Source organism: Klebsiella sp. JB_Kp004 (assembly GCF_040065795.1).
Taxonomy (GTDB): domain Bacteria; phylum Pseudomonadota; class Gammaproteobacteria; order Enterobacterales; family Enterobacteriaceae; genus Klebsiella; species Klebsiella quasipneumoniae.
On the sequence record NZ_JBEAKW010000002.1, the window covers coordinates 79,968 to 92,841 of the forward strand.

A 12,874-nucleotide genomic window follows, 5' to 3' on the forward strand; every position below is an offset into this window, starting at 1 on the left:
TATTATCCTAAGCAAGGTCAACTACATTAATAGTTGTCGAAATACCCTGAAATGGAATGCCGCGCTGAACTCACTTCATTTTAATTTCGTTTAAGTCCACAGGCGCAGGATATTTTATTCTAACGACCCTGATTTGTGCGTGGGTCATCTACAGAACAGGATGATGATGAGCGATTTTTTGCCTTTTTCGCGCCCGTCGATGGGCGACGCAGAGCTGGCAGCGCTGCGTGAAGTTTTAGCGTCGGGCTGGATCACCACCGGGCCGAAGAATCAGGCACTTGAAGCGGCATTCTGCCAGTTGACCGGCAACCGCCACGCGATTGCCGTCAGTTCAGCGACCGGCGGGATGCACGTGACCCTGATGGCGCTGGGTATTGGCCCCGGCGATGAAGTCATTACGCCGTCCCAGACCTGGGTCTCCACCCTCAATATGATCTGCCTGCTGGGCGCCACGCCGGTGATGATCGATGTCGATAACGACAATCTGATGATCACCCCTGAGGCGGTGGCAGCGGCGATCACCTCGCGGACCAAAGCGATTATTCCTGTGCACTACGCGGGGGCGCCAGCCGATATCGACGCCATTCGCGCGGTGGGCGAGCGCCATGGCATCCCGGTGATCGAAGACGCCGCCCATGCGGCGGGGACCCACTATAAAGGCCGCCACGTAGGCTGCCAGGGGACCGCGATTTTCTCGTTCCACGCGATCAAAAATATGACCTGCGCTGAAGGCGGGCTGGTTGTCACCGACGACGACGAGCTGGCCTCCCGCATCCGTAGCCTGAAATTCCATGGCCTCGGCGTGGACGCCTATGACCGCCAGACCCACGGCCGCGCGCCGCAGGCGGAGGTGATCGCTCCGGGCTTTAAATACAACCTTGCCGACATCAACGCCGCGCTGGCGCTGGTCCAGCTGGAAAAACTGCCTCACGCCAACCAGCGCCGGGCGGAAATTGCCCAGCGCTATCTGCGCGAACTGGCGGACACGCCGTTTACGCCCCTGACCGTCCCGGCCTGGGATCACCAGCACGCCTGGCATCTGTTTATCATCCGCGTCGATGAGGCTGCGTGCGGCATCAGCCGCGACGCGTTGATGGAAAAGCTGAAGGCGATGGGTATCGGCACCGGTCTGCACTTCCGTGCGGCCCATACGCAAAAATATTACCGCGAGCGCTTCCCTGAGGTTTCCCTGCCGAATACCGAATGGAACAGCGCCCGCATCTGTTCTCTCCCGTTGTTCCCGGACATGACCGATGACGATGTCACTCGCGTCATTTCCGCACTGCGCCAGCTGTCAGGACGTTGATATGCTTACTTACCCTCCCGTGAAGAAGGTCTCGGTGGTTATCCCGGTTTATAACGAACAGGATAGCCTGCCGGAGCTGCTTCGTCGTACGGAAACCGCCTGCGCCACGCTGGGGCGGCAATATGAAATTCTGCTGATCGACGATGGCAGCAGCGACGATTCCGCGCGCATGCTCACCGAAGCCGCCGAGGCGGAAGGCAGTCACGTCGTCGCCGTGCTGTTAAACCGTAACTACGGCCAGCACTCGGCGATCATGGCCGGCTTCAGCCATGTGACGGGCGATCTGATTATTACCCTTGATGCCGACCTGCAAAACCCGCCGGAAGAGATCCCGCGGCTGGTGGCGAAGGCGGATGAAGGTTACGACGTGGTGGGCACCGTCCGTCAGAACCGTCAGGACAGCATCTTCCGCAAAACCGCCTCGAAGATGATCAACCGCCTGATCCAGCGCACCACCGGCAAAGCGATGGGCGACTACGGCTGCATGCTGCGCGCCTACCGTCGCCACATTATCGACGCGATGCTCAACTGTCACGAGCGCAGCACCTTTATCCCGATTCTGGCGAATACCTTCGCCCGTCGCGCGGTGGAGATCCCGGTGATGCACGCCGAGCGTGAATTCGGCGACTCCAAATACAGCTTTATGCGCCTGATCAACCTGATGTACGACCTGGTGACCTGTCTGACCACCACGCCGCTGCGTCTGCTCAGCATTTTCGGCAGCGTGATAGCCCTGCTGGGCTTCGCCTTCGGCCTGCTGCTGGTGGTGCTGCGTTTGGCCTTCGGCCCGCAGTGGGCGGCGGAAGGGGTGTTTATGCTCTTCGCCGTGCTGTTTATGTTTATCGGCGCCCAGTTTATCGGTATGGGTCTGCTCGGGGAGTATATCGGACGCATCTATAACGACGTGCGCGCGCGTCCCCGCTACTTTATTCAACGTGTTGTTCGCCAGCCGGAAACGGCATCTAAAGAGGAAGATCGTTCATGAAAGCCGTAGTCTTCGCTTATCACGATATGGGCTGCACCGGTATCCAGGCTCTGCTGGACGCCGGGTATGATATCGCTGCTATTTTCACCCACCCGGATAACCCTGGCGAAAACCATTTCTTTGGCTCCGTGGCGCGCCTTGCTGCCGAGCAGGGCATTCCGGTGTGGGCGCCGGAAGACGTGAACCATCCGCTGTGGATTGAGCGTATCCGCGAGATGAAGCCGGACGTGCTGTTCTCCTTCTACTACCGCAATCTGCTGGGCGATGAGATCCTCCGTCTCGCGCCGAAAGGGGCGTTTAACCTGCACGGTTCGCTGCTGCCGAAATATCGCGGCCGCGCGCCGCTGAACTGGGTGCTGGTCAATGGCGAAAGCGAAACCGGCGTCACCCTGCACCGAATGGTGAACCGCGCCGACGCGGGGGATATCGTCGCCCAGCAGGCCGTGGCGATTGGCCCGGATGACGCCGCCCTGACGCTGCACCGCAAGCTGTGCGCCGCCGCCACCGGGCTGCTGGGCCAGGCGCTGCCGGCGATCCTCGCCGGAACCACCGATGAACGTCCGCAGGATCACAGCCAGGCGACCTATGTGGGGCGTCGTACCCCGGAAGATGGCCGCCTCGACTGGGAGCAGCCGGCGCAGACCCTGCACAATCTGGTGCGTGCGGTCTCCGATCCGTGGCCGGGCGCCTTCGGCTACGCCGGCGCGAACAAGTTTATCGTCTGGAAATCCCGCGTCCGTCATGATCTGCCGGCAGCCAAACCGGGTACCGTTATCTCCGTTGCGCCGCTGATCGTGGCGTGCCAGGAGGGGGCGCTGGAGATTGTCACCGGCCAGACCGAACGCGGGGTGTACATGCAGGGCGCCCAGCTGGCGCAGGGGCTGGGCCTGGTGTCCGGGGCGGTGATCAGCAGCAAACCGGTGGTGGCGGTTAAGCGTCGCACCCGGGTGCTGATCCTCGGCGTCAATGGCTTTATCGGTAACCATCTGACCGAACGCCTGCTGCAGGACGACAACTATGAGATTTACGGCCTGGATATCGGCTCCGACGCCATCAGCCGTTTCCTCGACTGCCCGCGTTTCCACTTTGTGGAAGGCGATATCAGCATTCACTCCGAGTGGATCGAATATCACATTAAGAAATGCGACGTGGTGCTGCCGCTGGTGGCCATCGCCACCCCTATCGAGTACACCCGCAACCCGCTGCGCGTCTTCGAGCTGGATTTCGAAGAGAACCTGAAGATCATCCGCGACTGCGTGAAATACAATAAGCGCATCATCTTCCCGTCGACCTCGGAAGTGTACGGCATGTGCACTGATAAAAACTTCGACGAAGACACTTCCAATCTGGTGGTCGGGCCGATCAACAAACAGCGCTGGATCTACTCGGTCTCCAAGCAGCTGCTGGACCGCGTGATCTGGGCCTATGGCGATAAGAATGGCCTGAAGTTCACCCTGTTCCGTCCGTTCAACTGGATGGGGCCGCGTCTGGATAACCTCAACGCCGCGCGTATCGGCAGCTCCCGCGCCATCACCCAGCTGATCCTCAACCTGGTGGAAGGCTCGCCGATCAAGCTCATCGAAGGCGGTAAGCAGAAGCGCTGCTTCACCGACATCAGCGATGGTATCGAAGCGCTGTTCCGCATCATCGAGAACAAAGACGGCCGCTGCGACGGGCAGATCATCAACATCGGTAACCCGGATAACGAAGCAAGCATCAAAGAGCTGGCGGAGATGCTGCTGGCCTGCTTCGAACGTCATCCGCTGCGCGATCGCTTCCCGCCGTTTGCCGGCTTCCGCGAAGTGGAAAGCAGCGACTACTACGGCAAGGGCTATCAGGACGTTGAGCATCGCAAACCGAGCATCCGCAACGCCAAACGCTGCCTGAACTGGGAGCCGAAGGTGGAGATGGAAGAGACCGTTGAGCATACGCTGGACTTCTTCCTGCGCACGGTTGAACTGGTGGACGCTAAAAATCCATGAAACAGGTCGGCTTACGCATAGATGTCGATACCTTTCGCGGCACGCGGGACGGCGTTCCGCGGCTGCTGGACCTGCTGGGTCAGCACGGGATCCAGGCAAGCTTCTTCTTCAGCGTCGGGCCGGACAATATGGGGCGCCACCTGTGGCGCCTGGTAAAACCGAAGTTTCTGTGGAAGATGCTGCGCTCCAGAGCGGCCTCGCTGTACGGCTGGGATATTCTGCTGGCCGGCACCGCCTGGCCGGGACGCCGCATCGGCGCGGGGAACGAAGCGGTGATCCGCGCCGCCGCCGAGTCTCATGAAGTGGGCCTGCACGCCTGGGACCACTACAGCTGGCAGGCGTGGAGCGGCGTCTGGCCGCAGGAACGGCTGACGCTGGAGGTTGAGCGCGGCCTGCTGGAGCTCGAACGCATCATCGGCCGGCCGGTCACCTGCTCGGCTGTCGCCGGCTGGCGCGCCGATCAGCGAGTGGTGAAAGCCAAAGAATCCTTCGATTTCCTCTACAACAGCGACTGTCGCGGCACGCGGCCGTTTCTGCCCCAGCTCGGCAGCGGCGTCTCCGGTACGGTGCAGATCCCGGTCACGCTGCCGACCTGGGACGAGGCGGTGGGCACGGCGGTGGAAATCGCCGGCTTTAACCGCTACCTGCTGGACTTCATCCATCGCGACCCGGGCGTGCCGGTCTATACCATTCACGCCGAAGTGGAAGGCATTGCCTACGCGGATCAGTTCAATGAACTGCTGACCATGGCGGCGGAAGAAGAAATTCAGTTTTGCCCACTGAGCCAGCTGTTGCCCGCTGACTTTAGCGAGCTGCCGTCTGGCAAAGTGGTTCGGGGTGAACTGGCTGGCCGGGAAGGCTGGCTCGGACGTGAACAATTACTGACTTCGGGTGTTTGATGAAAAGCATTCGCTATGGCGTCTCTCTGATTGCGCTGTTTGCGCTGTATTACCTGCTGCCGCTTAATTTCCGTTTGCTCTGGCAACCCGATGAAACCCGCTACGCGGAGATCAGCCGTGAAATGCTGGCCACCGGCGACTGGGTGGTGCCGCATTTTCTCGGATTGCGCTATTTCGAAAAGCCGATTGCCGGTTACTGGATCAACAGTATCGGTCAATGGCTGTTTGGCCATAATAACTTCGGCGTACGCTTTGGGTCGGTCTTCGCCATCACCATGACCGCCGTGCTGGTGGCCTGGCTGGCGTGGCGCGTCTTTCGCGACAAAAAGGTAGCTGTCCTGTCGCCGGTGATTTTTCTCACCGCGATGCTGGTGTATGCGATTGGCACCTATGCGGTGCTGGACCCGATGATCACCCTGTGGCTGGCGCTGGCGATGTGCAGTTTTTGGGGCGCGACGCAGGCGCAGAGCCGCAGCGGCAAAATACTGGGTTACGCGCTGCTGGGCGTCGCCTGCGGTATGGGGGTGATGACCAAAGGCTTCCTTGCGCTGGCGGTGCCGGTGGTGGGCGTTCTGCCGTGGGTGATCGCCCGTCGACGCTGGCGTGAAGTGCTGACCTACGGTTGGCTGGCGGTGGTCGTCTGTACGCTGGTGGTGCTGCCCTGGGGGCTGGCTATCGCCCAGCGCGAGCCGGACTTCTGGCGCTACTTCTTCTGGGTCGAGCATATTCAGCGTTTCGCCGAAAAAGACGCCCAGCACAAAGCGCCGTTCTGGTACTACATCCCGTTCCTGATCGCCGGCAGCCTGCCGTGGCTGGCCCTGCTGCCGGGGGCGCTGAAGCGCGGTTGGCTTGAGCGCGATGAGGCCCGCGGCGCGCTGTATCTGTTAGGCTGGGTGGCGATGCCGCTCCTGTTCTTCAGTATCGCCAAAGGCAAACTGCCGACCTATATCCTGCCGTGCTTTGCGCCGCTGTCGATCCTGATGGCGCGCTACGCGCTGGAGGCGGCGAAGACCGGCGCGAAAGCGTTACGGGTCAACGGGATGATCAACCTGGGCGTCGGCCTGCTGGGGCTGATCGCCGTGCTGGTGGTCTCGCCCTGGGGCGTGATGCACAAGCCGGTGTGGACCAAGATTGAGCTGTATAAATGTCTGCTGGCGGCGATCGCCTTCGCCGTCTGGGCGCTGATGGGCTGGCTGGCGATGAAAGACGCTGGCCGCCGCTGGAGCCTGGCGGCGCTTTGCCCGCTCGGCCTGGCGCTGCTGGTGGGCTTCGCCATCCCGGACCGGGTTATCGACAGCAAACAGCCGCAGTTCCTCGTGGATATCGTCAGCGAATCCCTGCAGCCCAGCCGCTACGTCCTGACCAACAACGTCGGGATCGCCGGCGGCCTGGCCTGGGAGCTGAAGCGAAGCGATATTATTATGTTCGACAAACAGGGTGAGCTGAAGTACGGTCTCGACTGGCCGGACGCTCAGGGAAGCTTTGTCAGCCAGGCCGGGTTTGCCGACTGGCTGGCCGCGCATCGTCAGCAGGGGCCGGTCTCGCTGGTGCTGTTGATGGATAAAGGAGAGAGTATGCTCGACTTACCGTTACCGAAACCCGATAACGCTTACGAGCTGGGGCGGGTCGTTTTCCTTCAGTATCTGCCGCAATGAGCGTCTGGATCTGTCTGGTGTTCGCCAGCCTGCTGAGCTGCGCCGGACAGCTGTGCCAGAAACAGGCGACCCGCCCGTCCCGTCGCGGACGGCGGAGTCGTCATATACTCTTCTGGCTGGGGATGGCGCTGTTATGCCTCGGCTGCGGCATGCTGCTGTGGCTGAGCGTCCTGCAGTCAATTCCGGTGAGCATCGCCTATCCGATGCTGAGTCTGAACTTCGTCTGGGTCACCCTCGCGGGCTGGGGCATCTGGCATGAGCCGGTCGCTCCCCGCCACTGGTTTGGCGTCGGGTTGATCGTCGTGGGCATTGTCATTCTGGGGACCAGCGTCTGATGGGCTTTCTCTGGGCATTATTCAGCGTCGGCCTCGTCAGCGGCGCGCAGCTGCTACTGCGCAGCGCCATGGTGGTGTTGCCGCCGCTGACCGATATTCTGGCGTTTCTCCAGCATCTGTTGCATCTCCAGCCCGGCACCTTCGGCCTGTTTTTCGGCCTGCTGGGCTACCTGCTGTCGATGGTCTGCTGGTACTTTGCCCTCCACCGTCTGCCGCTGTCGAAAGCGTATGCGCTGCTGAGCCTGAGCTATATCCTCGTTTGGGCCGCCGCCATCTGGCTGCCCGGCTGGCATGAGCCGTTCCACTGGCAATCGCTGCTGGGCGTGGCGATTATCGTCGCCGGCGTATTGACCATCTTCTGGCCGGTGAAACGCCGCTAGCCGGGGAGCCGGCTTTTGGGGCGCCCCGGGCCGAGCAGGATCGCCAGCTTGCTGCCCCCGACGGTGGTCTCCATCCAGATTTTACAGACGCTGGTTAACGGCACCGAGAGCAGCATTCCCACTGGCCCCAGCAGCCAGCCCCAGACCAGCAGCGACAGGAACACCACCAGGGTCGACATCCCCAGCCGGTGGCCCATCATGCGCGGCTCCACCATGTTGCCCAACACCATATGCACCACCAGAAACAGCGCCCCGACCAGCAGGCACTCATAGATGCCGCTGAACAGCAGCGCCTGCAGCATGGGCGGGATGGCGGAGATGGCGGAGCCGATATTCGGCACATAGTTCAACAGGAACGCCAGCACCCCCCACATCAGCGCGAACTGCACCCCCATCGCCAGCAGCCCCAGCCAGACAATCAGGCCGGTCCACAGGCTGATCAGCGTTTTCAGCGCCAGATAGTGGGTGACGCCTTTCAGCGCCCGGTGCAGCCCGGCGATATGCAGGCGAGGGTTATTGAGGGCAAAACGCAGTTTGTAGGGCAGGTGGCGAACCTCAAACAGCATAAAGATCACCGTCATCACCAGCAGCACAATGCTGGCCATCGCCCCGGAAAGCTGGGTCATCAGCGTCGTGGCCCAGGTCATCAGCCGTTCTGAATCCATACGTCGCAGCATGCGCTCCGGATTGATATGCAGGTTGAGAAAGGGGAGATACTCCTGGAGCTGGACGATCTTACGCGTCAGGGCGCGGTTGAAATCGGGCAGCATGGCGACAAAGTCATTGAGCGACGCCGCCAGCACGCCAAGCAGCGCGGTCAGCATGACCAGCATTGCCGTCACCACCAGCGTAATGGCGAACGGGCGCCGCACCCCGCGGCGAATGAACCAGGTGACCAGCGGGTTGAGGACGATAGCGAAAAACAGCGCCAGCAGGAGCTGCACCAGAATATCGGCGGCGGCGTGGATCCCGGCGAGGATAATCACCAGCGCCGCCAGCTTAAGTAAAATATGGAGCCCGGCTTTATCAGCCTGCGGAGGGGACATAGGTATTCCTTTTGTGAGTCGCGCCTGATAAGTGTAGCGGTTCGCTGGCTGCCAATATTCCGAAAGGCGAGCGGCTTTTCCGCCATCATCTTTTGATCGCTTAAACCGCGCCGCTGAAATGTTGAATGCGCGCGTCCGTCAGCGTGAACGGCGTCGGCGTACAGACCGCAATACTTAACCCATCGTGCAGAATCTGGCTGAGCGACAGCGGGCCGTGACAGGCGCTGTCAACGGAGGCCATCTGCCAGGCGCTGCCGCCGCGCTGTTTCACCAGCGCCTCTTTGCGCGTCCAGATACGCCAGAAGACCGTGAGCTGCTGCGCCGGCGAAGCCTGCGCCAGTTCCTGGTGCTCGCTTTCGCTGAACAGGGCGTTAGCCAGGCGGCGCCAGCCTTCGCGCGGGCGAATCACTTCGATGTCGCAACCCACCTCGCCTTTATCGCTGAGCAGCAGGGCAATATCGTCGCCGCTGTGGCTAAGGTTAAACCACAGCCCGCGCGCGACGGGGAAGGCAGGCTTGCCCTGTTCGCCAAGCTGAATATCCGTCAGCGGGGCAGCCGCCTGCGCCAGCAGCGCGCGGCCGGCAAGCCAGCTGGCTCGTCGCGGTCCGTCCGGCGCCTGCGCCATCAACGCAGGCGGTAACGGCAGGGCGCTAAGGGCGGAGATCTTACCCAGAAAAAGCTGATACATTTCAAGGCCAGCGTCGAATAATGATTGAGGTGTTAATGCCGCCGAAGGCGAAGTTGTTGCTCTGCAGGAATTCACACTCCAGTTTGCGCTTTTCCCCCATGATGTAATCCAGTTCGCCACAGTTGGCGTCCGGTTTATGGAGATTCAGCGTTGGCGCAAACCAGCCTTCGCGCATCATCTGCAGGCTCATCCACGCTTCTAACGCCCCGCAAGCGCCAAGCGTATGGCCGAAATAGCTTTTCAGCGAAGAGATCGGCACGCTGTCGCCGTAAACGGCCGCCGTTGCCTGGCTTTCCGCGATATCGCCGCGATCGGTGGCGGTGCCGTGGGCCGAAATATAGCCGATGTCCCGGGGGCTTAAGCCCGCCATGTTTAGCGATTGTTCCATGCAGATCTGCATGGTTTCGCGCTGCGGCTGGGTAATATGGGCCGCATCGCAGTTAGTGGCGAACCCGACGATTTCACCGTAGATGGTTGCGCCGCGCGCTTTGGCATGCTCGAGATCTTCAAGGATCAGCGTGCCGGCGCCTTCGCCAATCACCAGACCATCTCGCTGTTCATCGAACGGAGAGGGGGTGAGGGCCGGTTCGTCATTGCGTTGGCTGGTGGCGAAGAGGGTATCGAATACCGCGGCTTCCGAAGGGCAGAGCTCCTCGGCACCGCCGGCCACCATCACCGTTTGGTAACCATGGCGAATGGCTTCCCAGGCGTAGCCAATCGCCTGGCTGCCGGAGGTGCAGGCGCTGGAGGTGGGGATCACGCGCCCCCGCAGACCGAAGAATAATCCGGTATTCACCGCGGTAGTATGCGGCATCATCTGCACATAGGTAGTGCCGGTGATATTGTTGGTATGTTTCTCCGTCAACATGGTGGCGAACTCGCTCACCGGACCGGTACTACCGGTTGACGAGCCGTAAGCGATGCCGGTTTGGCCGTTGGTCAGCACGGTGTCGCCGATAAGCCCGGCCTGCTCCAGCGCGAGTTCAGTGGCGCGGGTGGAGAGTCGCGATACCCGGCCCATCGCGCGGATACGCTTGCGGGTATAATGCTCCGGCAGGGTGAAATCGTCGATTGGCGCCCCCAGCAGCGTATGCAGTCCGTCATACGCCAGCCATTCCGGCATCTTACGCACCGCATTTTTATATTCCCGCAGCCTGGTGGCGACATCCTGCCAGTTTTCGCCAAACGCGGTCACCCCGCCCATCCCTGTAATGACCACCCGGCGTATCATAGCATCCCCCCGTTGATGGAAATGACCTGGCGGGTGACGTAGCCCGCGATATCCGACATTAAATAGCTGGCAAGCCCGGCCACCTCGTCGGCCTGACCCATGCGTTTCATCGGGATCATGGTCATCGCCTCTTTCAGCGCGTGCTCTTCCATGTCAATCATCCCGGTGTCGATAAGACCCGGCGCAATACAGTTAACGGTGATTTTGCGTTTTGCCAGTTCTATCGCCAGCGCTTTGGTGGCGCCGATAATGCCCGCCTTGGCGGCGCTGTAGTTGACCTGGCCGCGGTTGCCCATGACGCCGGAAACCGAGGAGAGGGTGATGATACGTCCGCCCTGGCGCGCGCTAATCATCGGCATGATGCAGGGATGAATGACGTTATAAAAACTGTCGAGGTTGGTGTGGATCACGGCGTCCCAGTCGTCATCGCCAAGCGCCGGGAAGGCGCCGTCGCGGGCGATGCCGGCGTTGCTGACAATGCCATACCACGCGCCATGGTCGGCCATATCCTGCTCCAGTACCTCGCGGCATTGCTGACGATCGGCGACGTCAAAACTCAGCAGCCGGCCGTCGCCGCCAGCGGCGGTTATCGCCTCCAGCGTCTGTTGCGCCCCCGCGCGGTCGCGATGATAGTGGACGCCCACCACAAAACCGTCCGCTGCCAGCTGGCAGGCGATAGCGCGACCGATGCCTTTGCTGGCGCCGGTAACCAAAACTGAACGACTCATTCTGACGCTCCTTGTTGAAATAAAGTGCTAAGTTCTTCTGTTGTGGGCTGGAAGGTGTTGACCCGCCCGCTGGCCAGGACGTCATCGTCCGCCATAATGGTGCCTTCGAAGCTGCCGAAACGTTCATCCTGCATCAAGAGCTTCACGCTGATGGACAGCGTCTTTCCGCCCGGCAGGCTCCCGGCCGCGCAAACCAGTTCGCGCGCGCCCAGCACCATGCCTAAAGCGAGCGATGTTTGTCCTTGCTGCTGGCGGTGCCAGCCGGACCAGACGCCGACGGTCTGCGCCATTAATTCAAGGGCGAACCAGCCGGGAAGATCGCCGTTGGTATCGAGAAATGGCGCCAGAACGCTGCCGGGTGAGACCGCGACGCGGCAGGTGGCGGTGTCGGCGGTCACCGCCTCGACCTCTTCCAGCAGCAGCATCGGCGCGTCGTGCGGCAGGTAACTGCCGGGTGATAAAAAGTGGCTCATGACATTCTCCCGAGCAGGATGCTGGTGTTATTGCCGCCAAAGGCAAAAGAGTTCGACAGGATAACTGGCCGCGACAGCGGCTGCGGATGTTCAATGAGCCCGCACGGCGGTAGCGTGTCATCCTGCGGAGACTGACTGAAATCCTGTGCCGGTAACAACAGATTGCGCTGCAGGATCAGCATGCCGATGGCGGCCTCGGTGATCCCCGCCGCGCCCAGCGTATGTCCGGTCAGATGTTTGGTGGAACTACAGGGCACCCTTTCGCTAAACAGCGCGTTGATCACCCGGGCTTCTATCTGGTCGTTAAGCCGCGTAGCGGTGCCGTGCAGGTTAATGTAACCCACCTGCTCCGGCGTGATGCCCGCGTCGTCCAGCGCCTGCTGAATGGCGCGCATCGCCCCTTCTCCTTGGGGGTGCGGGGCGGAAATATGCCAGGCGTCGCTGGATTCGCCGATACCCAGCAGCGCGATGGGCTGCGGCTCGCGGGTCAGCAGCATCAGCGCCGCCCCTTCGCCGATGGTGATCCCGCTGCGGTCGCGGCTAAACGGCTGGCACTGCGTCGTGGAGAGCGACTCCAGGCTGTGAAAGCCGTTGATGGGCATCCGGCTAAGGGTATCCGCGCCGCCGACGATCGCCACATCCGCCAGCCCCGCCTCAATGAGCCGCCGTCCGCTGATTATCGCCCGCGCGCTGGAGGAGCAGGCGGTTGACAGGGTATATGCCGGACCATCCAGCGCCAGCCAGCGGCTGAGAAAACGCGACGGGTCGCCCAGCTCCTGCTGTGGATAGCGCCAGGCCTCGCTCGCCTTGCCGTTAAGCGTCAAATTAACGTGTACGTCGCCTTCATCCAGCCCTGACGTACTGGTGCCCAACACCACGGCGACCCGAGCCCGGCCATAGCGGGCGATGGCGCGATCCACCTGCGGCTGGATCTGCGCCAGCGCCGCCAGCAGCAGCTGATTATTGCGCGAACGATGGTCGCGAAAGGTATCGGGAATGGCGGGTAGTTCGCCGTCCACCCCCGCGAAAATCGCCTGCGGATGCCCCTGTAACCACCCTTCACGCGGGCGCATGCCGGGCGCTATACCGCGGGCCAGATTGGCGGCGATTTCATCATTATCGCGTCCCAGGGCGTTAATCATGCCGACAGCAGAAATGAAGATCAT

General features: G+C 61.5%; 13 protein-coding genes. 7 read left to right on the forward strand and 6 right to left on the reverse strand.

What is annotated here, in order from left to right; all coding sequences use genetic code 11:
* Positions 1 to 166 precede the first annotated feature (166 nt).
* The 7 genes from arnB to arnF are packed head-to-tail and all read left to right on the forward strand — an operon-like array spanning position 167 to position 7,542.
* On the forward strand, positions 167 to 1,306 hold the full coding sequence (gene arnB, locus ABLX76_RS02470; RefSeq protein ID WP_218810537.1) for a UDP-4-amino-4-deoxy-L-arabinose aminotransferase: 1,140 nt from the start codon (positions 167 to 169) through the stop codon (positions 1,304 to 1,306).
* A 1-nt stretch (position 1,307) separates the two neighbouring features.
* Positions 1,308 to 2,291: an undecaprenyl-phosphate 4-deoxy-4-formamido-L-arabinose transferase gene (arnC, locus tag ABLX76_RS02475; protein ID WP_023291263.1), complete on the forward strand. Its 984-nt coding sequence runs from the start codon at positions 1,308 to 1,310 to the stop codon at positions 2,289 to 2,291.
* Positions 2,288 to 4,273 (forward strand): bifunctional UDP-4-amino-4-deoxy-L-arabinose formyltransferase/UDP-glucuronic acid oxidase ArnA, encoded by a 1,986-nt coding sequence (arnA, locus tag ABLX76_RS02480; RefSeq protein ID WP_032454287.1) that lies wholly within the window; start codon positions 2,288 to 2,290, stop codon positions 4,271 to 4,273. Before arnC ends, arnA begins: the two co-directional genes overlap by 4 nt.
* Positions 4,270 to 5,172: a 4-deoxy-4-formamido-L-arabinose-phosphoundecaprenol deformylase gene (gene arnD, locus ABLX76_RS02485; RefSeq protein WP_348873913.1), complete on the forward strand. Its 903-nt coding sequence runs from the start codon at positions 4,270 to 4,272 to the stop codon at positions 5,170 to 5,172. The genes arnA and arnD overlap by 4 nt, the downstream gene beginning before the upstream one ends.
* Positions 5,172 to 6,827 carry a lipid IV(A) 4-amino-4-deoxy-L-arabinosyltransferase gene (gene arnT, locus ABLX76_RS02490; protein ID WP_023291260.1) on the forward strand — a complete coding sequence of 552 codons (1,656 nt, stop codon included), beginning with the start codon at positions 5,172 to 5,174 and terminating at the stop codon, positions 6,825 to 6,827. Before arnD ends, arnT begins: the two co-directional genes overlap by 1 nt.
* Entirely contained in the window at positions 6,824 to 7,162 is a 339-nt protein-coding gene (gene arnE, locus ABLX76_RS02495) for a 4-amino-4-deoxy-L-arabinose-phosphoundecaprenol flippase subunit ArnE (RefSeq protein WP_023291259.1), read from the forward strand. Before arnT ends, arnE begins: the two co-directional genes overlap by 4 nt.
* Positions 7,162 to 7,542, forward strand: a complete 381-nt coding sequence (gene arnF, locus ABLX76_RS02500) for a 4-amino-4-deoxy-L-arabinose-phosphoundecaprenol flippase subunit ArnF (protein ID WP_032454284.1) — start codon at positions 7,162 to 7,164, stop codon at positions 7,540 to 7,542. The genes arnE and arnF overlap by 1 nt, the downstream gene beginning before the upstream one ends.
* Here the strand turns inward: arnF and ABLX76_RS02505 are convergent.
* From ABLX76_RS02505 to ABLX76_RS02530, 6 genes are all read right to left on the reverse strand, one after another.
* Positions 7,539 to 8,588 carry an AI-2E family transporter gene (locus tag ABLX76_RS02505; RefSeq protein ID WP_004202085.1) on the reverse strand — a complete coding sequence of 350 codons (1,050 nt, stop codon included), beginning with the start codon at positions 8,586 to 8,588 and terminating at the stop codon, positions 7,539 to 7,541. The genes arnF and ABLX76_RS02505 overlap by 4 nt on opposite strands.
* Before the next feature lie 100 nt (positions 8,589 to 8,688).
* A complete protein-coding gene (gene acpT, locus ABLX76_RS02510) occupies positions 8,689 to 9,276 on the reverse strand; it encodes a 4'-phosphopantetheinyl transferase AcpT (protein WP_065883199.1) in 588 nt (195 codons plus the stop codon).
* A 1-nt stretch (position 9,277) separates the two neighbouring features.
* Positions 9,278 to 10,507, reverse strand: a complete 1,230-nt coding sequence (locus ABLX76_RS02515) for a beta-ketoacyl-ACP synthase (RefSeq protein ID WP_023291256.1) — start codon at positions 10,505 to 10,507, stop codon at positions 9,278 to 9,280.
* Positions 10,504 to 11,235: a 3-ketoacyl-ACP reductase FabG2 gene (locus tag ABLX76_RS02520; RefSeq protein ID WP_023291255.1), complete on the reverse strand. Its 732-nt coding sequence runs from the start codon at positions 11,233 to 11,235 to the stop codon at positions 10,504 to 10,506. The genes ABLX76_RS02515 and ABLX76_RS02520 overlap by 4 nt, the downstream gene beginning before the upstream one ends.
* Positions 11,232 to 11,708: a 3-hydroxy-fatty acyl-ACP dehydratase gene (locus ABLX76_RS02525; protein ID WP_065883197.1), complete on the reverse strand. Its 477-nt coding sequence runs from the start codon at positions 11,706 to 11,708 to the stop codon at positions 11,232 to 11,234. Before ABLX76_RS02525 ends, ABLX76_RS02520 begins: the two co-directional genes overlap by 4 nt.
* Positions 11,705 to 12,874, reverse strand: a complete 1,170-nt coding sequence (locus ABLX76_RS02530) for a beta-ketoacyl-[acyl-carrier-protein] synthase family protein (RefSeq protein ID WP_348873916.1) — start codon at positions 12,872 to 12,874, stop codon at positions 11,705 to 11,707. Before ABLX76_RS02530 ends, ABLX76_RS02525 begins: the two co-directional genes overlap by 4 nt.

Excerpts from the sequence above, each read along its gene's own strand:
- arnB (WP_218810537.1), top strand. The coding sequence starts at position 167 with ATGAGCGATTTTTTGCCTTTTTCGCGCCCGTCGATGGGCGACGCAGAG.
- arnC (WP_023291263.1), top strand. The coding sequence starts at position 1,308 with ATGCTTACTTACCCTCCCGTGAAGAAGGTCTCGGTGGTTATCCCGGTT.
- arnA (WP_032454287.1), top strand. The coding sequence starts at position 2,288 with ATGAAAGCCGTAGTCTTCGCTTATCACGATATGGGCTGCACCGGTATC.
- arnD (WP_348873913.1), top strand. The coding sequence starts at position 4,270 with ATGAAACAGGTCGGCTTACGCATAGATGTCGATACCTTTCGCGGCACG.
- arnT (WP_023291260.1), top strand. The coding sequence starts at position 5,172 with ATGAAAAGCATTCGCTATGGCGTCTCTCTGATTGCGCTGTTTGCGCTG.
- arnE (WP_023291259.1), top strand. The coding sequence starts at position 6,824 with ATGAGCGTCTGGATCTGTCTGGTGTTCGCCAGCCTGCTGAGCTGCGCC.
- arnF (WP_032454284.1), top strand. The coding sequence starts at position 7,162 with ATGGGCTTTCTCTGGGCATTATTCAGCGTCGGCCTCGTCAGCGGCGCG.
- ABLX76_RS02505 (WP_004202085.1), bottom strand. The coding sequence starts at position 8,588 with ATGTCCCCTCCGCAGGCTGATAAAGCCGGGCTCCATATTTTACTTAAG.
- acpT (WP_065883199.1), bottom strand. The coding sequence starts at position 9,276 with ATGTATCAGCTTTTTCTGGGTAAGATCTCCGCCCTTAGCGCCCTGCCG.
- ABLX76_RS02515 (WP_023291256.1), bottom strand. The coding sequence starts at position 10,507 with ATGATACGCCGGGTGGTCATTACAGGGATGGGCGGGGTGACCGCGTTT.
- ABLX76_RS02520 (WP_023291255.1), bottom strand. The coding sequence starts at position 11,235 with ATGAGTCGTTCAGTTTTGGTTACCGGCGCCAGCAAAGGCATCGGTCGC.
- ABLX76_RS02525 (WP_065883197.1), bottom strand. The coding sequence starts at position 11,708 with ATGAGCCACTTTTTATCACCCGGCAGTTACCTGCCGCACGACGCGCCG.
- ABLX76_RS02530 (WP_348873916.1), bottom strand. The coding sequence starts at position 12,874 with ATGATCTTCATTTCTGCTGTCGGCATGATTAACGCCCTGGGACGCGAT.